This window comes from Pectobacterium brasiliense (genome assembly GCF_016950255.1).
Taxonomy (GTDB): Bacteria; Pseudomonadota; Gammaproteobacteria; order Enterobacterales; family Enterobacteriaceae; genus Pectobacterium; species Pectobacterium brasiliense.
In genome coordinates this window covers 1780267-1800582 of record NZ_JACGFN010000001.1, presented here as the reverse complement: position 1 = coordinate 1800582, position 20316 = coordinate 1780267, and the positions used below count along the sequence as shown (strand labels likewise).

The 20316-nt window shown below is 51.2% G+C and carries 16 protein-coding genes; 12 read left to right on the top strand and 4 right to left on the bottom strand.

Going from position 1 to position 20316, the window contains the following annotated elements:
* Positions 1 to 17 precede the first annotated feature (17 nt).
* Positions 18 to 1211, bottom strand: a complete 1194-nt coding sequence (locus tag H4F65_RS07955) for an efflux RND transporter periplasmic adaptor subunit (RefSeq protein ID WP_010286208.1) — start codon at positions 1209 to 1211, stop codon at positions 18 to 20.
* 165 nt (positions 1212 to 1376) lie between these two features.
* Here H4F65_RS07955 and acrR point away from each other — a divergent pair, with 165 nt between their 5' ends.
* The gene (gene acrR, locus H4F65_RS07950; RefSeq protein WP_010286215.1) at positions 1377 to 2018 is read left to right on the top strand and encodes a multidrug efflux transporter transcriptional repressor AcrR; all 642 of its coding nucleotides are present in this window, start codon (positions 1377 to 1379) and stop codon (positions 2016 to 2018) included.
* A gap of 56 nt (positions 2019 to 2074) precedes the next feature.
* Here the strand turns inward: acrR and rsmS are convergent, their stop codons facing one another.
* Together rsmS and priC are read right to left on the bottom strand one after the other, a co-directional pair.
* Positions 2075 to 2245: a pleiotropic regulatory protein RsmS gene (gene rsmS, locus H4F65_RS07945; protein WP_010286217.1), complete on the bottom strand. Its 171-nt coding sequence runs from the start codon at positions 2243 to 2245 to the stop codon at positions 2075 to 2077.
* A gap of 37 nt (positions 2246 to 2282) precedes the next feature.
* Positions 2283 to 2819 carry a primosomal replication protein PriC gene (gene priC / locus H4F65_RS07940; RefSeq protein ID WP_010286232.1) on the bottom strand — a complete coding sequence of 179 codons (537 nt, stop codon included), beginning with the start codon at positions 2817 to 2819 and terminating at the stop codon, positions 2283 to 2285.
* 208 nt (positions 2820 to 3027) lie between these two features.
* On the opposite strand from priC, the gene H4F65_RS07935 reads away from it, so the two are divergent.
* The 8 genes from H4F65_RS07935 to hemH all read left to right on the top strand — a co-directional run bounded on the left by H4F65_RS07935 (position 3028) and on the right by hemH (position 11474).
* The gene (locus tag H4F65_RS07935; protein ID WP_010286235.1) at positions 3028 to 3423 is read left to right on the top strand and encodes a DUF454 family protein; all 396 of its coding nucleotides are present in this window, start codon (positions 3028 to 3030) and stop codon (positions 3421 to 3423) included.
* Between the two features lie 217 nt (positions 3424 to 3640).
* Positions 3641 to 4195, top strand: coding sequence for an adenine phosphoribosyltransferase (apt, locus tag H4F65_RS07930; protein WP_010286238.1), 555 nt, complete (start codon positions 3641 to 3643; stop codon positions 4193 to 4195).
* 74 nt (positions 4196 to 4269) lie between these two features.
* Complete coding sequence (dnaX, locus tag H4F65_RS07925) at positions 4270 to 6342, top strand: DNA polymerase III subunit gamma/tau (RefSeq protein WP_010286240.1); 2073 nt, start codon at positions 4270 to 4272, stop codon at positions 6340 to 6342.
* A gap of 40 nt (positions 6343 to 6382) precedes the next feature.
* The gene (locus H4F65_RS07920) at positions 6383 to 6712 is read left to right on the top strand and encodes a YbaB/EbfC family nucleoid-associated protein (protein ID WP_010286242.1); all 330 of its coding nucleotides are present in this window, start codon (positions 6383 to 6385) and stop codon (positions 6710 to 6712) included.
* Entirely contained in the window at positions 6712 to 7317 is a 606-nt protein-coding gene (recR, locus tag H4F65_RS07915; RefSeq protein WP_010286244.1) for a recombination mediator RecR, read from the top strand. The genes H4F65_RS07920 and recR overlap by 1 nt, the downstream gene beginning before the upstream one ends.
* 180 nt (positions 7318 to 7497) lie before the next feature.
* Positions 7498 to 9381, top strand: a complete 1884-nt coding sequence (htpG, locus tag H4F65_RS07910; protein ID WP_172644998.1) for a molecular chaperone HtpG — start codon at positions 7498 to 7500, stop codon at positions 9379 to 9381.
* A 263-nt stretch (positions 9382 to 9644) separates the two neighbouring features.
* A complete protein-coding gene (gene adk, locus H4F65_RS07905; RefSeq protein WP_010286252.1) occupies positions 9645 to 10289 on the top strand; it encodes an adenylate kinase in 645 nt (214 codons plus the stop codon).
* Between the two features lie 222 nt (positions 10290 to 10511).
* A complete protein-coding gene (gene hemH, locus H4F65_RS07900) occupies positions 10512 to 11474 on the top strand; it encodes a ferrochelatase (protein ID WP_010286254.1) in 963 nt (320 codons plus the stop codon).
* A 106-nt stretch (positions 11475 to 11580) separates the two neighbouring features.
* Here the strand turns inward: hemH and ybaL are convergent, their stop codons facing one another.
* A complete protein-coding gene (gene ybaL / locus H4F65_RS07895; RefSeq protein WP_010286256.1) occupies positions 11581 to 13266 on the bottom strand; it encodes a YbaL family putative K(+) efflux transporter in 1686 nt (561 codons plus the stop codon).
* Positions 13267 to 13934: 668 nt separating this feature from the next.
* Between ybaL and ushA the strand changes: the two genes are divergently transcribed.
* From ushA to H4F65_RS07880, 3 genes are all read left to right on the top strand, one after another.
* Positions 13935 to 15584, top strand: coding sequence for a bifunctional UDP-sugar hydrolase/5'-nucleotidase UshA (ushA, locus tag H4F65_RS07890; protein WP_010286258.1), 1650 nt, complete (start codon positions 13935 to 13937; stop codon positions 15582 to 15584).
* Between the two features lie 234 nt (positions 15585 to 15818).
* Positions 15819 to 17828 (top strand): discoidin domain-containing protein, encoded by a 2010-nt coding sequence (locus H4F65_RS07885; protein WP_039320876.1) that lies wholly within the window; start codon positions 15819 to 15821, stop codon positions 17826 to 17828.
* A gap of 165 nt (positions 17829 to 17993) precedes the next feature.
* Entirely contained in the window at positions 17994 to 20045 is a 2052-nt protein-coding gene (locus tag H4F65_RS07880) for a discoidin domain-containing protein (RefSeq protein WP_039319293.1), read from the top strand.
* Positions 20046 to 20316 lie beyond the last annotated feature (271 nt).

Here is a 20316-nt window from a genome sequence, read left to right as displayed (position 1 = left end):
GCTCCTGTTAGAACGTCTTAAGACTTCGCGGGTTCTGCTGACGCTTGCGGCGTCTGCTGATTTTCTGAAGCGACTTCTTTAGCTTTCACCTGTGCACCGGGTCTGATTTTTTGCAGACCCGTGACGATAACGCGATCGCCCGCTTTCAAACCTTCGGTAACTAACCATTTGTCACCAATTGCCTTACTGGTTTTAAGCGTGCGAGGTTCTACTTTATCGCCTTCTCCAACCACCATCGCTGTGGCCTGACCACGTGGATCGCGGGTAACACCTTGCTGAGGAACTAACAAGGCCGTTGGGTTAACGCCGGAATCGAGACGCGCGCGTACAAACATTCCGGGAAGAAGATTGTGCTGTGGGTTAGGGAAAATGGCGCGCAGTGTGATGGAACCGGTGGTTTCATCTACCGTAACATCAGAGAATTCTAATGTACCTGCCTCGGCATATTCAGTACCGTTTTCCAACAGCAGGCGAACATTGGCTTTGCCTTCACTCTGCTTCAGCGTACCGTTTTCCAGTTCTCTCTTCAGTTGCAGGAAATCATTACTGGACTGCGTGACGTCAACATAGATTGGATCAAGCTGCTGTACGGTTGTTAATGCCGTTGCTTGGCCTGTGCCCACCAATGCGCCTTCCGTCACTGTGGATTTACCCACGCGGCCTTCGATTGGCGAGTTAACTTTGGTGTAAGCCAGATTGATTTGTGCGGTGTCCACTGCCGCTTTAGCAGCCTGAACGGCAGCATCAGCCTGACGGGACGTGGCGACGGCTTGATCGTAATCCTGCTTGCTGACGTAGTTGGTGCCTAGCAGCGGCTTATAGCGATTAACGGTCAAACGGGCAATTTCTGCCTGAGCCTGAGCCTGAGCGAGTGAGCCTTTGGCGCTGTTGTAGCTTGCCTGGTATGTTGCAGGATCGATCTGATACAGCGATGCGCCAGCTTTAACGTCAGATCCTTCAACGAAGTTGCGTTTGAGAATAATGCCGCCAACCTGTGGGCGAACCTCAGCAATGCGGTAAGCACTTGTTCGGCCCGGCAGTTCGGTCATGACATTCAGTGCTTCCGTCTTTAACGTAACAATACCCACTTCAGGCATCTGCTGCTGTGCGCCGCCTTGCTGGTTGTTGCCGTCATCACATCCTGCGAGCATTAAGCCGCCGGAAAGCATCAGAACTGCCGCCAGAGGCGTTAGCCCTCTGTTTTTGTTCATAGATAAACCTCAAGTGTCCGATTTGAAATTGACCAATGGATCACAAGCTCAAAAACCCATTGCTGCTATAGTCTTATGTTCATGCTATGTTACATACATACTTGAATGTATGTAAATCTCACTTTCCTTCAAATACAGCGATATGGCACGAAAAACCAAATTATCATGGCACGAAAAACCAAAAAACAGGCTCAGGAAACCCGGCAACAGATACTGGATACTGCGTTAAGAGTGTTCTCTGAGCATGGTGTGTCTGCGACTTCATTGTCTGACATTGCGACTGCTGCTGGTGTGACCCGCGGTGCTATTTATTGGCATTTTAAGAACAAAGCCGAAATCTTTGATGAGATCTGGGCGTTAGCAGAGTCAAAGATCAGTGAGTTTGAAATAGAGTATCAGACAAAATTTCCTGATAATCCACTCCGCGTGATGCGTGAATTATTGATTTATATGCTGCGTTTAACGGTTAGTGATACGCACTGGCGTTCCATTATGGAAATCGTTTTTCACAAATGTGAGTTTGTCGGTGAAATGTTGCAATCGTACAACGCGCGCAAAGAGCTCTATCTTTCCTGCTATGTCGATATTGAAGAAAATCTGATTGAGTGCATCCGTCTGGGAATGTTACCGACGGATATTCATCCTCGTCGTGCGGCAATTGCGCTGCGTGCCTATTTTTCTGGTGTGATGGAGAACTGGCTATTTATGCCGGAAAGTTTCGATCTCAATCAGGAAGCCCCGTCGCTGGTGGATGCCTTTATCGATATGTTGCATTTTAGCCCGGCGCTACGTAAACCCTCCGAGTAAGCTATTGAACGACGGCGCTAGCTCCTGTTGCCTCTACGTGCTGAGTTATTTTTGCTTTAGGCAGAGGATTTAGCTGCATCTTCTTCTTGTGATAGCTTCTTTTCAAAATCGGTGCGCACAATCTCTAATGCGGCCAGCGCGATACGCGGTTCGATCTGGTTTTCTTCCAGCAGCATAATCAAATCGACCGCCAGCTTGACGTCGGGTGGGGCGTTTTCAAGTGACATAAATCCGTTCCTCTTTTTCCTCGGCGTAGCCGCCGCGCTATAGTCCTTGTTCCCGGCGTTCTATCTGACGCTCCAGTCGCGACAGCGCCTGACGGCAGCGTGACAGTCGTCCTTCCAGCGCCGCCAGCTCTTTCTGTAATCGTTGTTGTTCGCTGAAGAGCGTCTGCGTAGTGAGCAGGCTTTCTCTATCCTGAATCATGGAAAGTAAACGGCGTTCATAATCCTGATGTTCCGCCAGCTTGTGATACACATCTTCCGGCTGTGGGGCTGCATTTTGCTCTTGCCTGCGCAATGACTGTGTCGCCAACTCACGCTGCAATGCGGCTATCTGGCTGACTAGCTTTTCAGCCAGAAATGCCACGCGATCGGTGCGCTGTTCTGCAACTAACTGCTTTATCGCGTGCAGGTTTTGTTCAACTTCGGCGCGATAGTCACGTAGTCGTGTACCGTAGCTGCTGAAAAGCTGACGATCAAAGCGCGATTGTGGCACGGCTTTATCCGCCAGCGGTTCAAGCTCTTTCGCCAGCGTGTTAATTTGTTGTTCAAGCGCCTGCAGCAATCGATGCGTGTTCACTTTTTTCCCTTACGGTAAGGCTGATGATTCAGCGAGTCGGCGCGTGGTAGATCGGCACAGTGGGTCTGTGTCGCCTTAATACACTGCATGAGGATATCTTAACTAATTCATCGGGCAAGGTGGTGATAAAGTGTGATGGATATTGTCGTAGACAAAGCATATTGAGTAGACAACGCATAGTAGTAGTGCACAAAGTATAAAGGTGAATATGTATCGCGTGTTGCTGATGATAGTGGGGTGGGTTTCCGTTGTGCTGGCAACGTTGGGCGTCGTGTTGCCTTTATTACCGACAACGCCTTTCTTGCTACTGGCCGCCTGGTGTTTTGCCCGCTCGTCCCCGCGTTTCCATGACTGGCTACTATACCGCTCCTGGTTTGGCAGCTATCTGCGTCATTGGCAGCAACATCGGGCGTTGCCGCCGGGGGCAAAATGGAAGGCTGTCACTATGATTCTGTTAACGTTCGCGCTGTCGCTCTGGCTGGTTAAGCTGGTTTGGGTCAGGATCTTGCTGTTGGTCATTTTGGCTATTTTGCTGACCTTCATGCTTCGTTTACCCGTGATTGATCCAGAACAACAAACGCAGGGCGCAGATCCGAAAAGATAGCGTAATCGGCGGCCTCTGTGACGGGAATACAAAAAATACGCACCCAGAGTGCGGATAGTTGCATTTACCCGTCACTTTGACTAAATTTGACCGTTTTCGTGCGCGGGTCGCCATTTTCCTCTTTGTCATAATGCCTCTTCATCACCTCATGCGATGATGAAAGCCTTGTGGTGACCGGCATTTGTATGTTCAGAACGTTTTATCAGGCACAACTATGATGACCGTAACAGCGCAGCAGCAGGCAGAATTAATTAAAAACAGTATCAAAAGCATCCCCGATTATCCGAAGCCGGGCATACTGTTCCGTGATGTCACCAGCCTGCTGGAAGATCCTGTGGCCTATGCAGCCAGTATTGAGATGCTGGCAAACCGCTACCGCAACACTGGTGTGACGAAGGTTGTTGGTACGGAAGCGCGTGGTTTCCTGTTTGGCGCTCCGGTTGCGTTGGCGCTGGGCGTAGGGTTTGTTCCCGTGCGTAAACCGGGCAAGCTGCCACGTCCGACTATCAGTGAGAGCTATGAACTGGAATACGGTTCAGATACGCTGGAAATTCATGCAGATGCGATCTCCGCCGGCGACAATGTGCTGGTGATCGACGATCTGTTGGCAACTGGCGGTACGCTTGAGGCCACGGTGAAATTGATCCGTCGCCTGGGCGGTTCGGTCAATGATGCTGCGTTTATCATCAATTTGTTCGATCTGGGCGGCGAGCAGCGCCTGACCGAGATGGGCGTCACCTGCTATAGCCTGGTTGACTTCCCCGGACATTAATCATAACAGTCTCGCCGATAGCGGCGTGGCTGTGTTAGCATGATCGCCTCAATAACTCGACTGTTGCGGTATTGATGAGCTATCAGGTTCTTGCCCGTAAGTGGCGTCCCCAAACCTTTACCCATGTTGTCGGTCAGGAACATGTCCTGACCGCGTTGGCTAACGGCCTTTCCCTAGGCAGAATTCATCACGCGTATTTGTTTTCTGGCACCCGCGGTGTCGGGAAGACGTCGATTGCCCGTTTGTTGGCAAAAGGGTTGAATTGCGAACAGGGCGTGACGGCAACGCCCTGCGGTCAGTGTGACAACTGCCGTGAAATCGAGCAGGGCCGTTTTGTCGATTTGATCGAAATCGATGCCGCGTCTCGCACTAAAGTCGAGGACACGCGCGATCTGCTGGATAATGTGCAGTACGCTCCTGCGCGTGGGCGATTCAAGGTGTACCTGATCGACGAAGTACACATGCTATCGCGTCACAGCTTTAATGCGTTGCTGAAAACGCTGGAAGAACCGCCTCCGCACGTCAAATTCCTGCTGGCGACTACTGATCCGCAGAAACTGCCGGTGACCATCCTGTCGCGCTGCTTGCAATTTCATCTCAAAGCGCTGGATGTTGAACAAATTCGCGCGCATCTGGAGCAGGTATTACAGGCAGAAAATCTTGTCAGTGAGCCGCGTGCGCTACAGCTTCTGGCTCGTGCTGCCGATGGGAGCTTGCGTGATGCGCTCAGTCTGACCGATCAGGCCATTGCCATGGGGCAAGGTCAGGTCACGACCGCTTCCGTCAGCCAAATGCTGGGTACGCTGGACGATGAACAGCCGTTGGCACTCATTGAGGCGCTGGCGAAAGGTGATGGTGCACAGGTCATGTCGCTGCTAGACCAGGTCGCGGCGCGGGGTGTGGATTGGGAGTCGCTGCTGGTAGAAACTCAGACGCTGTTGCATCGCATTGCGATGGTTCAACTACTGCCCGCAGCGTTGGGTGATGATTACGCTGCGGTTGAATCTCGTATGCGGGAGCTAGCGCGTGCGCTGCCACCGGCGGACGTGCAGCTTTATTACCAGACGATGCTCATTGGTCGCAAAGAATTGCCTTTCGCGCCAGATCGTCGGATGGGCGTTGAAATGACGCTCCTGAGAGCACTGGCGTTTCATCCCAGTCAGGTTATCGCTGAACCCGTGGCACCCGTAAGCACCGCGCCTGCTCAGGTTGCGCGTGCGTCTTCTATTCAGCCTCCGTTACAGCAGCCAGGTGCTACAGCATCGGCGACGGTTCGTGCGCCAATTCAGCCAAGCAGTGAGCCGCATGAAAACGTGCAGCCGCCATCTTATTCTCCCGAACCACCGCTGGATGCGTCTGCCTATGCGCCGCCGTTAGGAGAAATGCCTGCTTCAACGGGGTCTGCGGATCAATATGGTGAGGGCGAGCTGCCTGATGCGACTTCTCAACTGTTACAGGCTCGCAGTCAGCTCCTGCGAAAACAGGGGAGTACGCCACCAAAAAAGGCTGATCCGGCAGCGTCTGACAACACGCGGCCGGCAACCTCAGCGCTGGAGCGATTAGCTTCGGTGACTGAGCGCAGCATTCAACGGCAAAACGCGAAAACGTCTCCCTCCGAGCCCAAAAAGCCGGAAGCGTATCGTTGGCGGGCGCAGAATAAAGTCGAAGAAGAGAAGGTCGACGTTGCCACGCCAAAAGCGCTGCGTTCGGCATTAGAGCACGAAAAAACGCCGGAACTGGTGGCACGACTGGCGGAAGAGTCACTGGAGCGAGATGCCTGGGCGGCGGAAATCCATCGCCTGACGCTACCAAAGCTGGTACAACAGCTGGCACTCAATGCGTTTAAAGAGAGCGAAGAGGCAGGCAAGGTCCATCTGCATCTGCGTTCATCCCAACGGCATTTGAATTCGCCGGCGGCGCAAAAGACGCTGGCGGACGCATTGACGGCTCACTATGGGCATCCTGTAGAATTACTGATTACTGAAGACGACAATCCGGCGGTGCGGACGCCGCTGGAGTGGCGTCAGGCTATCTATGAAGAGAAGCTGGCGCAGGCGCGTCAGTCAATTCTGGCCGATACAACGATTCAAACGCTGCGGCGTTTCTTTGATGCGGAACTGGACGAAGAAAGTATCCGCCCTGTTTAACCGCTGCGAGTACGCAGCCCGACGTGATAGAGAGAAAACTATGTTTGGTAAAGGTGGAATTGGCAACCTGATGAAGCAAGCCCAGCAGATGCAGGAAAAAATGCAGCAGATGCAGGAAGAAGTGGCAAATCTGGAAGTCACGGGCGAATCGGGCGCGGGTCTGGTGAAAATCACGATCAATGGTGCGCATAACTGCCGCCGTGTTGAGATCGATCCAAGCCTGATGGAAGACGACAAAGAGATGCTGGAAGACCTGATCGCTGCGGCGTTCAACGATGCCGCTCGTCGTATCGCGGAAACGCAGAAAGAGAAAATGGCAGCGGTTTCCAGCGGTATGCAACTGCCGCCGGGCTTCAAGATGCCGTTCTGATGCAGACCAGTCCGCTTCTTGAGTCATTGATGGAAGCGCTGCGCTGCCTGCCGGGCGTTGGGCCCAAGTCGGCGCAGCGCATGGCGTTTCAACTGCTGCAACGTAACCGCAGTGGCGGTATGCGTCTGGCGCAGGCGTTGACCCGGGCGATGTCCGAAATCGGTCACTGTAGCGATTGTCGGACATTCACCGAGCAGGACGTTTGTGCGATTTGCTCGAATCCGCGCCGCCAGCAAAACGGGCAGATTTGCGTGGTAGAAAGCCCGGCTGATATTTACGCCATTGAACAGACGGGGCAGTTTGCTGGTCGGTACTTTGTACTGATGGGACATTTGTCGCCGCTGGATGGCATTGGTCCGGACGATATCGGTTTGGGGCGGCTGGAAGAGCGCCTGCAGGTGGAATCGATAAGCGAAGTGATTCTGGCGACTAACCCGACGGTAGAAGGCGATGCGACGGCAAACTATATCGCTGAACTGTGCGCACAACACGGCGTGATGGCCAGCCGCATTGCACACGGTGTTCCCGTTGGCGGTGAGTTGGAAATGGTCGATGGCACCACACTTTCCCATTCGCTTGCAGGTCGTCAGCCTTTCCGGTTTTAATCTGTCGGCTGCCAGTATCATTATCTGGCAGCCGCAGTCTTGTTTTCCTCTTTCCTCTCACCGTTTTCTTTTTTCGCTGAAATTTACCCCTTGAAATCACCTTGGTTTATCCCCACTTGCTACTTATCGTCAGTTTAATCAGCCTGAATAATATTAGGATTGAGGTAAGCAACAATGAGTATGAAAGGCCAAGAAACTCGCGGGTTCCAGTCCGAAGTTAAGCAACTCCTGCATTTGATGATCCATTCGCTCTATTCCAACAAAGAAATCTTTCTGCGTGAATTGATCTCCAACGCCTCCGATGCGGCAGACAAATTACGTTTTCGTGCGCTGTCTGCACCAGAACTGTATGCGGGCGATGGCGACCTGCGCGTGCGGGTGTCTACGGATAAAGAAAAACGTACGCTGACGATTTCTGACAACGGTATCGGCATGAGCCGTGACGAAGTCATTGATAATCTTGGTACGATTGCGAAATCCGGCACCAAGGCTTTTCTGGAATCTATGGGTTCCGATCAGGTTAAAGATAGCCAACTGATTGGCCAGTTCGGTGTGGGTTTCTACTCCGCCTTCATCGTGGCGGATAAAGTGACCGTGCGTACCCGTGCTGCGGGTGCGAATGCCGATCAGGGCGTGTACTGGGAATCTGCCGGGGAAGGTGATTACACCATCGCCGACATCACCAAAGACGATCGCGGTACGGAAATTACTCTGCATCTGCGCGACGGTGAAGATGAGTTCCTGGATGACTGGCGTGTGCGTTCTGTCATCAGCAAATATTCCGACCATATCGCGCTGCCAGTAGAAATCGAATCTCAGACAGAAAGCGAAGAAGAAGGCGGTGAGTCCACCGTTAGCTGGGAAAAAATTAACAAGGCGCAGGCCCTGTGGACGCGCAGCAAATCAGAAGTCAGCGATGAAGAGTACAACGAGTTTTATAAGCACATCTCCCATGACTTTACCGATCCGCTGAGCTGGAGCCACAACCGTGTGGAAGGTAAGCAGGAATATACCAGCCTGCTGTACATCCCAGCGCGTGCACCGTGGGATATGTGGAACCGCGATCATAAACATGGTTTGAAACTGTACGTTCAGCGCGTCTTTATTATGGATGACGCCGAGCAGTTCATGCCGAACTACCTGCGTTTTGTGCGTGGCCTGATTGATTCCAACGATCTGCCGTTGAACGTTTCCCGTGAGATTTTGCAGGACAGTCGTGTGACGCAGAACCTGCGTAATGCGCTGACTAAACGCGTGCTGCAAATGCTGGATAAACTGGCGAAAGACGACGCGGAAAAATACCAGACGTTCTGGCAGCAGTTTGGTCTGGTACTGAAAGAAGGTCCGGCGGAAGACGGCAGCAACCGCGAAGCGATCGCGAAACTGCTGCGTTTTGCCACCACGCAATCCGACAGCTCCGCACAGACGGTATCGCTGGAAGACTACGTTAGCCGGATGGTGGAAGGTCAGGACAAGATCTACTACATCACCGCAGACAGCTATGCAGCGGCAAAGAGCAGCCCACATCTGGAGCTGTTCCGTAAGAAAGGTATTGAGGTATTGCTGTTGTCCGAGCGTATTGACGAGTGGATGATGAGCTACCTGACCGAGTTCGACGGTAAATCCTTCCAGTCAGTCAGCAAAGCGGATGATACGCTGGATAAACTGGCTGATGAAGAAAACGATGCGCAGAAAGAAGCACAGAAAGCGCTGGAGCCGTTTGTTGAGCGTGTGAAAACCCTGCTGGGCGAGCGCGTTAAAGATGTGCGTTTCACCTACCGTTTGACCGATACGCCTGCGATTGTCGTAACGGATGCGGACGAGATGAGTACGCAGATGGCGAAATTGTTCGCTGCGGCAGGCCAGCAAGCACCGGAAGTGAAGTACATTTTTGAACTGAACCCGGAGCACGCGCTTATCAAACGTGCGGCTGACGTTTCTGATGAAGCGGAGTTTGGCGAGTGGGTCGAGCTGCTGCTGGATCAGGCTCTGCTGGCCGAACGCGGTACACTGGACGATCCGAACCTGTTCATCCGCCGTATGAATCAGCTGTTAAGTGCCTGATAGTGATATCCTCCAGACCCCGGTATCAACCGGGGTCTTCCCCCCGATTTTACGTTTCCTTCCGTTATTGGGCGTTTCTTCGTCTACACTGAATGGCAACATTGGGCAGACGGCAAACCGTATTTTTAGGTATCTTGCTTTTTTTCATCTGCCTGCGCGTTGCTGAAGCGAGCCCGTTCCTTGAGCATAAGCGTCTGGAATGGTATGGTTTAGCGTTTTTCAAATTTATTTTATAAATATTACATAGCAAGGGGATTTACGCGATGCGTATTATTCTGCTGGGCGCTCCGGGCGCAGGCAAAGGTACTCAGGCTCAATTCATCATGGAGAAATACGGTATTCCGCAGATTTCCACGGGTGACATGCTGCGTGCAGCGGTAAAAGCGGGTACTGAATTGGGCAAGCAGGCTAAAGAAATCATGGACGCAGGTAAACTGGTCACTGATGAACTGGTCATTGCTCTGGTTAAAGAGCGCATCGCCCAGGAGGATTGCCGTAACGGTTTTCTGCTGGATGGCTTCCCACGCACCATTCCACAAGCTGATGCGATGAAAGATGCAGGCATCAATGTGGATTACGTTATCGAATTTGCAGTTCCTGACGAACTGATCATCGATCGTATCATTGGCCGTCGCGTTCATGCGGCGTCCGGTCGTGTCTATCATGTAAAATTCAATCCGCCTAAGGTTGAAGGCAAAGACGACGTGACGGGCGAAGATCTGACTATTCGTAAAGACGATCAGGAAGATACCGTACGTAAACGTCTGGTTGAGTACCATCAGCAGACTGCCCCACTGGTTTCCTACTACCAGAAAGAAGCGGAAGCAGGTAACACGCGCTATTTCAAAGTGGAAGGCACGCGTAAAGTGGAAGAAGTTCGCGCAGAACTGGAAACCATTCTGGGCTAATTTTTCTACACGAATCATACCCAAACATCTGAATGCCAGACGATCGTCTGGCATTTTTTCGTTCTGAAATCCTCGTTTGCTTTGTTTCCTCTATTGATAGCATCGGCGTTATCCCTGCTATCTACCCGTATTTGTTTAGCTTTTTTTCGCTACAATAGGCATTTGATGTTACGCACTGGCGGGCTGAGAGAAAGCCTGCTTCTCCATAAAAGGAAGACGGCGATGAAACAAGAGAAATACGGCGTGCTGATGGTGAACTTAGGGACGCCCGATGCCCCGACGCCGCAGGCGGTAAGGCGTTATCTGGCGGAGTTTCTAAGCGACCGACGTGTAGTGGATACGCCGCGTCTGCTATGGTGGCCGCTGCTACGCGGCATCATCCTGCCAACCCGCTCACCGCGAGTGGCGAAGCTCTATCAATCGGTCTGGATGGAAGGCGGATCGCCGCTGTTGGTCATTAGCCGCCGACAGCAGCAGGCGCTGGCAGCACGCATGCCGGAAACGCCCGTTGAGCTGGGGATGAGCTATGGTTCACCCAGCCTGCGTTCGGCGCTGGATAAGTTACTGGCGCAGGGTGTCACGCAGTTGGTGGTCTTGCCGATGTATCCGCAGTATTCCTGCTCAACCACTGCAGCCGTGTGGGATGGGTTAGCCGCGCAACTGCGTGATAATCGCCAACTGCCTGCAATTCGCTTTATCCGTGATTATGCCGAACATCCTGCTTATATTGCGGCGTTGAAGCACCGTGTCGAGCAGTCTTTTGCTGAACACGGCGAACCCGACAGATTAGTGATCTCCTATCACGGCATCCCCGTGCGGTATGCCAATGAAGGGGATGATTATCCACAACGCTGTCGGGCAACTACGGAAGCGCTGATTGCTGCGCTGGGGCTGCCGGAAGGAAAAGTGATGATGACCTTCCAGTCGCGTTTTGGCCGTGAACCCTGGCTGACGCCATATACGGATGAAACCATGCAGGGGCTGCCCGCGCAGGGAATCAAACACATTCAGATTATGTGTCCCGGTTTTGCCGCTGACTGTCTGGAAACGTTGGAAGAGATTCAGGAGCAGAACCGTGAGATCTTCCTGCATGCTGGCGGAGAGGCATTCCACTATATTCCCGCGCTCAATGACGATCCGCTGCACATCGATCTGCTGGAACAGTTAGTGAGTAAAGTAGAGTAGGGGTAAGAACGTTTTTATCTGGCAACGTTTGGCAGGTATATCGCACAACGTAAAAAAATGGCGGGCTTATATTTGCCCGCCATTTTCGTATTCAGGGTGTAGCCACTTAGATAGGGCACGCCTGAGGTGTAGGAGGGATCTCATCCAGCTTCAATAGCGTGATCATGCTGTTGGCGATTTCCCGCTCACCCATTACCACTTCGTTGGCACCGTGCTCGGTAATGTAGCTGACTTCATCGTCATAGTGCGCGCGAGCGATAATCTCCAGATCGGCGCGCTTCTCACGAGCCGCCGCGACGATTTCTCCCGCTTCATAGCCGTTCGGAATGGTCAACAGTAGCCAACGGGCACAATCCAGACGCGCAATATCCATGATTTCAGGCTTGGTCGCATTGCCCAATACGGCTTTAATTCCCTGCTCACGCAGTGCATCAACACGGGTACGTGAATTCTCAATGACGACGATGGGAATCCCTGCCTGATGCAGCTTAGCGCCAATCAGGCTACCAACACGACCATAACCAACCAGCAGCGCATGATTACACATATCGACAGGAATCTGTTTCTCTTCCTCAATCGCTTCCTCCACGATCTGCTCTTCTATTGTTTCATGCTTCGCGAGATAGCGTTCAAGCAGCGTAAACAGCAGCGGGTTTATCATGATGGAGAGAATGGCGCCAGCCAGTACCAGATTCCGTCCTTCTTCGGACAGCAATCCCAACACGATACCAAGGCCAGCCAAAATGAAGGCAAACTCCCCGATTTGCGCCAGACTGGCGGAAATGGTTAATGCCGTCCGTTTGGAGTGGCCAAAGAGTCGAACTAGCGCGAAAGCAGCGGCGGACTTACCGAACACGATAATGGCCAGCGTGATCAGCACAGAAAGTGGATCGTTCACTAGGATCATCGGATCAAACAGCATACCGACGGAAACGAAGAACAGCACGGCGAAGGCATCGCGTAGTGGCAGCGTATCGTGTGCTGCACGCTGGCTGAGTTCAGATTCGTTTAATACTACACCGGCGAAGAATGCGCCCAGAGCAAAGGAGACATCAAACAGCTTCACTGCGCCAAAGGCGATACCCAGTGCCATTGCCAACACTGCCAGTGTGAAAAGTTCGCGCGAGCCGGTGCTGGCACTTTTTGCCAATACCCACGGTACCAGACGACGGCCTACGACAATCATCAGGGTAATAAATGCAATAACTTTACCGATGGTCCAGGCCAAATCGGTCAGCAGTTTGCTGGTGTTGGCATGCTCAGCCCCGATCATGTCGCCGAAGGCTGGTAGCAGAACCAGCGTAAGGACCATCGCCAGATCTTCTACAATTAGCCAGCCGATGGCGATTTGACCACGCTGGCTATCAATAAGCTGTCGTTCTTCGAGTGCGCGTAGCAGTACCACAGTACTGGCGGTGGACAGACAGAGGCCGAAAACCAGGCCGCTCGCCAGGCTCCAACCCAGCATGGCAGATAATCCCATTCCAAGCAGCGTCGCCACGGCAATCTGGGCTATTGCGCCAGGAATGGCGATGGACTTTACCGCCATGAGGTCTTTCAGCGAGAAGTGCAGGCCGACGCCAAACATCAGCAGGATGACGCCAAGTTCAGCGAGTTCTGATGCCAGTGAAGTATCGGCAACGAAACCGGGGGTAAAAGGACCGACAAGAACGCCTGCGGCAAGGTAACCAACAAGGGGAGAGATACGCAGGCGGTGTGCCAGAATACCAAGGAGGAAGGCAAGAACCAGCCCCCCAGCGATAGTAGAAATTAGCGGTGTTGCAGCATGCATCCCAACTCCTTGTGCCATAGGTGAAACGTCATTGAGCGGATTTACCCTTCTTGCTTTGAAGTTACAGCGTGGTTAGCAGCGCTCACGTACCCTTATTACTTTTATTATGTACCGAAAAGCGTATTGGGATTCGTTTGTTTGCTGTCTGGCTGCAACGCCAATTGTTCTGGGTATACACAAATTCTATTGCATATAGAGAAATGTTGCTTGGATAAAAGTGGTATTTTATGAAAAATATCACTTTCTCTAGTTAAAGGTAGTGTAACACAGATTTAAGGATGGTTTCTCGCGATAAGCATTGATAAACATGCGTAATTATTCTGATGGCGTGATGTTCTTGGCAGTAATGCCTTACTGCTTTTCTGTGTATTCAGCGGAATAATTTTATCCACCGGCGTAAAATGCCGGAAAACAGAGGATAAACGGTGTGATGCTGGATTATTCCGATGAAGCATTCATATTAGCAAGAGTTCGTGACGGCGTGACGACAGTGCTAAGCCAGCGTGATATCACTCTCTCTGCTATACCTCATCTGATTTTGTCGGCTATCGCACATTGCTGGCGGACAGCGTGAATACGCCTCGCGCATTGTTCATCTTGCTGTGCTAATTTGTGTGGTGAATTTCTCAGTGGTTCCACTGGGTCTTTAAAATAAACGGAGATTTATCATGCGCTTTTCAATAAAAGCTCTGGGATGTGCGATGGCGGTATCGCTCGCGCTAACACCTGTAATGTCAATGGCTTGGGAAAAAGACAAAACGTACGCCATCACCATTTTGCATACCAATGACCATCACGGCCACTTCTGGCATAACGACCACGGTGAATATGGGCTAGCGGCGCAAAAAACGCTGGTCGATCAGATCCGTCAGGAAGTGGCGAGTAAAGGTGGCAGCGTACTGCTGCTTTCCGGTGGCGATATTAATACCGGTGTGCCTGAGTCCGATTTGCAGGATGCAGAGCCAGATTTCCGTGGTATGAACATGGTCGGCTATGATGCAATGGCGCTCGGCAACCACGAATTCGATAATCCGCTTTCTGTCCTGCGTCAGCAGGAGAAATGGGCGAAATTCCCGCTATTATCGGCCAATATTTACCAAAAAAGCACCAGTCAGCGCTTATTTAAGCCTTATGCTCTGTTCGACAAGCAAGGTGTGAAAATCGCGGTTATCGGCCTGACAACGGACGATACGGCCAAATTAGGCAATCCTGAGTATTTTACCGATATCGAATTCCGTAACCCTTCAACGGAAGCGAAGCAGGTTGTTGAGCAATTGCGTAAGAGCGAAAAGCCGGATGTGATTATTGCCGCGACGCACATGGGGCACTATGACGACGGTAATCACGGTTCTAATGCGCCGGGGGATGTGGAAATGGCGCGTAGCCTGCCTGCTGGCTATCTGGACATGATTGTCGGCGGCCACTCGCAGGATCCGGTCTGTATGGCGCAGGAAAATAAAAAACAGGTGGATTATGTGCCGGGCACGCCTTGTGCTCCCGATCGGCAGAACGGCACCTGGATTGTTCAGGCGCATGAGTGGGGTAAGTATGTCGGCCGTGCCGATTTTACATTCCGCAATGGCGAGTTGAAGCTTGAGCACTATCAACTGATTCCGATCAACCTGAAGAAAAAGGTAGAGAAAGACGGCAAGACTGAGCGTGTTTTCTATACGCATGAAATCACGCAAGATTCTGACGTCATGAAAATGCTGACGCCGTTCCAGGAAAAAGGGCAGGCACAGCTGGGCATCAAGATCGGTAGCGTGAAAGGCAAGCTGGAAGGCGATCGCAACCAGGTGCGTTTCCGTCAGACCAATCTGGCGCACGTGCTGCTGTCTGCACAGCTTGAGCGTGCAGGGGCTGATTTTGCCATCATGAGCGGCGGCGGTGTACGCGATTCGATCGAATCCGGTGATATCACCTATAAAGATGTACTGAAGGTTCAACCGTTTGCCAACACGCTGGTTTATGTGGATATGAAAGGCAGCGACGTCGAGAAGTATCTGGCCGTAGCCGCCAATAAAAAGGTGGATTCCGGTGCCTACGCGCAATTCCTCAACGTCAGCCTGACAGCAGACGGGCAGGGCGTGCAGAACGTGAAAATCAAAGGCGAGCCGTTGCAGGCAGATAAAGTTTACCGTATGGCAACGCTGAACTTTAATGCGATGGGTGGCGATGGTTATCCACGCCTTGATAATCTACCGAGCTATGTGAACACCGGCTTTGTCGACGCTGAAGTGCTGAAGCAGTATATCGAGAAGCATTCACCGTTGGATGCGGAAGCTTACGCGCCGAAAGGTGAGATCGTTTATAAATAACAAGTAATGGTGGCGGTTCTTGTCTCCTCACTGATGACATAAACCGCCATTTTTTTAGGGTTATCCTGAGATAATCATGCCGCAGTTAAACCTTTAATTCCCAAAAGAGATTAAGTCTAACTTTCTGATTTAATTTATTAAATAATCTTATGTTTAGTAAAGTGCTTTAAAATAATACGCGGGTTAAATAAACGATACTCCTGATGCACCCTCACCAACGGAGTCATCAACATAATGCAAAGCGTAAATATTGAAATTAATGTCTGTGACAGTACGGGTAAATCAACATGTACTGTTAATCCGCCTATTCAGCTTAGTCCTCACTCTTGCTGTCATTCAGATAGCGGTGGCGGTCAGGAACCCGGTGTTTCTGGTGTTGCCTCCGTATTCGGGCGTACCGGTGTCGTAACCGCACAGCCCGGCGACTATACCGCCGATCAGATTACTGAAACTGCCACCAGAAAATTTGCCACACCGGATGAAAAAGCTGCCTGGAATGCAAAGCAGGATGCATTAATTTCTGGCACCACTATCCGCACGGTCTTCGGTCAGTCGCTGCTGGGCAGCGGTGATATCTCACTGACGCCAGCGCAAATGGGCGTTGCGGCCGCAGATCACACGCACACCACAGAGGACATCACCGACTACACGCAAAAAACGAAGCAGCTTATCCATTCCTCGCTGGAGGCCGGGGCGGGTGTGACGCTGAGCTATAACCCGGTGAATGAGAAAACCATTATCAGTGCTGCTGGTGGTTCCGGCAGCGGCGGTTCGGGTTATATCGTTGCCGAGCGTCAGGGCGCAACGGCAGGGCAAAACCACGCATTCAGCATTAGTCCACAAAATACGTTTAATCTCGCGGCGTATGCGCTGAAAGAAGAGGTGGGTGCAGCGAATCAGACTTACGTTGTTGATGATTTCAATGCATCGAGTGAGGCTAATTACAACGCGACGAACGCAGTTATTTGGGATGGTACGATGCATCCAGATACTGGCGGAAGCGTTGAACTTGCTAAAGACGGTGAGTTTTATTCATCAGCGATTAAAGCAGGTAATCGTGCGGTCTCAATTAGTTTACCAAGTGGATCAATTGTACCTGCAATGACTGCCGATTCGGATCGTGGTTATGTTGCATCTGCGTCCTCAATATATTCTCCGTCATATCCTGCATATATTGCATTTGATAGAAATGACTCCAGCCAAAATAACGTGCGTGACTGCTGGGCATCAAATCAGAGGCCGACAAACAGTAATCCACAGTGGTTGTGCTTAACATTCCCTAGCCATCAATTTATTACTGAATATGCAATCACAAACCGTGTATATGCTGGACTGTCAAATCCCAGATCGTGGCAATTACAGGGTAGCAACAACGATAACGATTGGATCACTCTACATACTGTATCAAATGATGAAAATAACACATCGGGCGCTGTTCGCCGGTTTACAGTATCTACGCCAGGGCGATATGTGTCGTATCGATTATTGTTCACGGCATCAAATGGCGGTGATAATTTTGTTTGTATCAAAGAATTATCGTTGTTCACGGGCTCAAAGATGTTACTGAAAGATGGTGAACAATGGTTTACCGTGAAAAATGGCGTGTTGTCTAATGTTCCGGTTCCAGCCAGCGCTAGTGATTTTATTCGTGATGGCTTTACAGTCTCAGGAAATATCCAACAATATCCATCAGGCAATATATATTCAGGGGAAGGGATACATGTTGACGTTCGTTACACGCCACAGTCCCAGATATCCATTCAGCGTGCTCGACTTTCTGCTGGTTTTTGGTCACAAATCAATGCCGCAACACTAACGGCAACGCAGGCGGGAAAAGGTAAAGTGCGTGTCGCTGTGACGCGGGATCTGGTGAACTGGCATGTGTGGCGGAACGGGGCGTGGGTTGATGTTGGCGCGCTGTCAGCCGATACCGCAGGCGCAGAAGCACTGATTGCGGACGGTATGACGCCAGCCGAGCTCGGCGGTATTACTGCTGCACAGTGGACGCAGTTGTTCTCATCCAATAACGGTGTGCCGGACTCACTCGCGTTTGCGTTTGCACTCGATATCACCGATCCGGTCACCGATGTGGCGACCATTGATCGACTGGTATTGAACGTCAACGACGCCTCAAGCTGGAAAGTGCAGTCGCCTGCGGAAGTGGAAATCCGCTGGCGCACGGACAGCGTGACATTCCGCACCGCGACGGCAGGTAATTACAAGCTGGCGTATCAGATTCCGTAATTATTTTTCAGATTATATCGTTTGGATGGCCGCATATTTGCGGCCTTTTTTCATTCTGGGTTTTATAGATAAATGAACAGTGAGTTAGTAAATCGCTTTAAAATAATACGCGGGTTAAATAAACGATACTCCTGATGCACCCTCACCAACGGAGTCATCAACATAATGCAAAGCGTAAATATTGAAATTAATGTCTGTGACAGTACGGGTAAATCAACATGTACTGTTAATCCGCCTATTCAGCTTAATCCTCACTCTTGCTGTCATTCAGATAGCGGTGGCGGTCAGGAGCCCGGTGTTTCGGGTGTTGCCTCCGTATTCGGGCGTACCGGTGTCGTAACCGCACAGCCCGGCGACTATACCGCCGATCAGATTACTGAAACTGCCACCAGAAAATTTGCCACGCCCGATGAAAAAGCAGTCTGGAATGCAAAGCAGGATGCATTAATTTCTGGCACCACTATCCGCACGCTCTTTGGCCAGTCGCTGCTGGGCAGCGGCGATATTTCACTGACGCCAGCGCAAATGGGCATTGCGGCCGCAGATCACACGCACACCACAGCGGACATCACCGACTACACGCAAAAAACGAAGCAGCTTATCCATTCCTCGCTGGAAGCCGGGGCGGGTGTGACGCTGAGCTATAACCCGGTGAATGAGAAAACCATTATCAGTGCTGCTGGTGGTTCCGGTAGCGGCGGTTCGGGTTATATCGTTGCCGAGCGTCAGGGCGCAACGGCAGGGCAAAACCACGCATTCAGCATTAGTCCACAAAATAAGTTTAATCTTGCGGCGTATGCGCTGAAAGAAGAAGCCGGTGCAGCAAATCAGACTTACGTTGTTGATGATTTCAATGCATCGAGTGAGCCGAATTACAACGCGACAAATGATGTTATTTTTGATGGTATAGCCAGCCTTTATACTGGTTCAAATTATCAGTTAACATCAGATGGCGAATTTTACTCTGCCGAAATAAAAGCGGATGGAAAATCGATAAGCATTCTTCAGAAAACATCGACAGCACTCGTAACCGCGGAAAGCATTATTCCTGTAATGACCGCTAATAACGCGCCAGCAGGTTATGAAGCAATTGCAAGCTCAAACAGTAGAGACCCAGGAGCTGGATCTGCAATATATAAAGCGTTTAACCGATCTCAGGTTGGGGGGACTGATTCATGGACTAGCGATGGTGCACCTTCCGTCTCATCACCACAATGGGTCGGCGTAAAGCTCCCTGCGCCCGCGCTTGCTAAAGGCTATTCCGTTGTGACCCGCAATCAGTCTGGGTATTCAAATTCGCCGCGTACGTGGACGTTTCAGGGGAGCCATGATGGGATTACGTGGGCAGTATTACATACGATTACAAATGATACCCAGAATACTCCTGATCAGAAACGCACGTATGCCATTAATAACGATATCAGCTATCAATATTATCGTATTCATATCACGCTTGCGAACTATGGAGTTTTATCATCATTCGTCGCTGTTGATGAATTGGAGATTTATGAATCTCTGGATAAATTTGTAATTAACTACGGCGGTAAAAATTACGGTGTCAATAATGGCTCATTGAAAGAGATTGACGGTGAGTTAACTGCGGAAAAAATTAGTGCCCAGGGAATTAGTAGCGTCAGTAACCTACCGTCATCCTTTACTAGCCCAGTGAAAGTAATCTCAAATTCGCAAATGAATATTGAGACGAAATACACTCCACACCCACAGATCCTGACCCAGTCAGCGTTGGCTTCATTGGTCAGCTACAGCCAGATCAATGCCGCAACACTAACCGCAACGCAGACGGGCAACGGCAAGGTGCGTGTCGCTGTCACGCGGGATTTGGTGAACTGGCATGTCTTGCGGAACGGGACGTGGGTTGATGTGGGTACGCTGTCAGCCGATACCACAGGCGCAGAAGCACTGATTGCGGACGGTATGACGTCAGCCGAGCTCGGCGGTGTTACTGCGGCGCAGTGGACGCAGTTGTTCTCATCCAATAACGGCGTGCCGGACTCACTCGCGTTTGCATTTGCACTCGATATTACCGATCCCGCGGCAGATGTCGCGACCATTGACCGACTGATATTGAACGTCAACGACGCCTCAAGCTGGAAAGTACAGTCACCTTCGGAGGTGGAAATCCGCTGGCGCACGGACAGCGTGACATTCCGCACCGCGACGGCAGGTAATTACAAACTGGCGTATCAGGTTCCGTAATCGTTCTCCACATTCAACACTCCACTGGTCGCGAACGTCGCGGCCTTTTCGTTTTATACCACCCAATTTATCCCCAGCCACTTACTGCGTCATTCTAACCGCTTAGCTCGCTATTCTGCCGCCTACCCAAATACCCGCCCCACGCGCGTACGCGATGGCGTAATGTGCAGCCATTATTTTCATTTATCTGAAATACGCGATAACCCGCGTTATCGCACGACGCATTACCAGGGTTTATTTTTCTAAAGCTAACAAAATCAAACGATTGTGA

Coding starts and splice junctions, on each gene's coding strand:
- H4F65_RS07955 (WP_010286208.1), bottom strand. CDS start 1,211: ATGAACAAAAACAGAGGGCTAACGCCTCTGGCGGCAGTTCTGATGCTT.
- acrR (WP_010286215.1), top strand. CDS start 1,377: ATGGCACGAAAAACCAAAAAACAGGCTCAGGAAACCCGGCAACAGATA.
- rsmS (WP_010286217.1), bottom strand. CDS start 2,245: ATGTCACTTGAAAACGCCCCACCCGACGTCAAGCTGGCGGTCGATTTG.
- H4F65_RS07935 (WP_010286235.1), top strand. CDS start 3,028: ATGTATCGCGTGTTGCTGATGATAGTGGGGTGGGTTTCCGTTGTGCTG.
- apt (WP_010286238.1), top strand. CDS start 3,641: ATGACCGTAACAGCGCAGCAGCAGGCAGAATTAATTAAAAACAGTATC.
- dnaX (WP_010286240.1), top strand. CDS start 4,270: ATGAGCTATCAGGTTCTTGCCCGTAAGTGGCGTCCCCAAACCTTTACC.
- H4F65_RS07920 (WP_010286242.1), top strand. CDS start 6,383: ATGTTTGGTAAAGGTGGAATTGGCAACCTGATGAAGCAAGCCCAGCAG.
- recR (WP_010286244.1), top strand. CDS start 6,712: ATGCAGACCAGTCCGCTTCTTGAGTCATTGATGGAAGCGCTGCGCTGC.
- htpG (WP_172644998.1), top strand. CDS start 7,498: ATGAAAGGCCAAGAAACTCGCGGGTTCCAGTCCGAAGTTAAGCAACTC.
- adk (WP_010286252.1), top strand. CDS start 9,645: ATGCGTATTATTCTGCTGGGCGCTCCGGGCGCAGGCAAAGGTACTCAG.
- hemH (WP_010286254.1), top strand. CDS start 10,512: ATGAAACAAGAGAAATACGGCGTGCTGATGGTGAACTTAGGGACGCCC.
- ybaL (WP_010286256.1), bottom strand. CDS start 13,266: ATGCATGCTGCAACACCGCTAATTTCTACTATCGCTGGGGGGCTGGTT.
- ushA (WP_010286258.1), top strand. CDS start 13,935: ATGCGCTTTTCAATAAAAGCTCTGGGATGTGCGATGGCGGTATCGCTC.
- H4F65_RS07885 (WP_039320876.1), top strand. CDS start 15,819: ATGCAAAGCGTAAATATTGAAATTAATGTCTGTGACAGTACGGGTAAA.
- H4F65_RS07880 (WP_039319293.1), top strand. CDS start 17,994: ATGCAAAGCGTAAATATTGAAATTAATGTCTGTGACAGTACGGGTAAA.